The organism is Variovorax sp. KK3 (assembly GCF_001984055.1).
GTDB lineage: Bacteria > Pseudomonadota > Gammaproteobacteria > Burkholderiales > Burkholderiaceae_C > Variovorax.
The window spans coordinates 1-337 of sequence record NZ_LYVO01000216.1; the positions used below are offsets into that span (position 1 = coordinate 1).

1 protein-coding gene is annotated in these 337 nt (G+C 72.4%); it reads left to right on the forward strand.

The genetic code is table 11. The features are described 5' to 3' along the window. A partial coding sequence (locus B0W80_RS34235; RefSeq protein ID WP_143684942.1) for a hypothetical protein occupies positions 1–337 on the forward strand: 337 nt, incomplete at both ends.

Genomic DNA, 337 nt, shown 5'->3' on the forward strand with positions numbered 1-337 from the left:
GCTGACCACCGGCGTGCCGCAGATCAACGCCGCGGGCGGCCTGGACGGCTTCGTGGTTCGCAACGGCACCGTCACCTTCGACGGCTCGGGGCTCGACGCCCGCAGCACCGACTACGCCGCGATCCTCGCGCGTGCGGCGCAGGTGAACGCGGCGATCTGGGCCAACGAGCTTCAGATCGTCACGGGGGCCAACGAGGTCTCGGCCGACGGCACGCAGTTCACGCCGACCACGGGCACCGGCGCCCCGCCGCGCTTCGCGCTGGACGTGGCGCATGTGGGTGGCATGTATGCAGGGCACATCCGCCTCATCGGCACCGAGCACGGCCTGGGTGCGCGC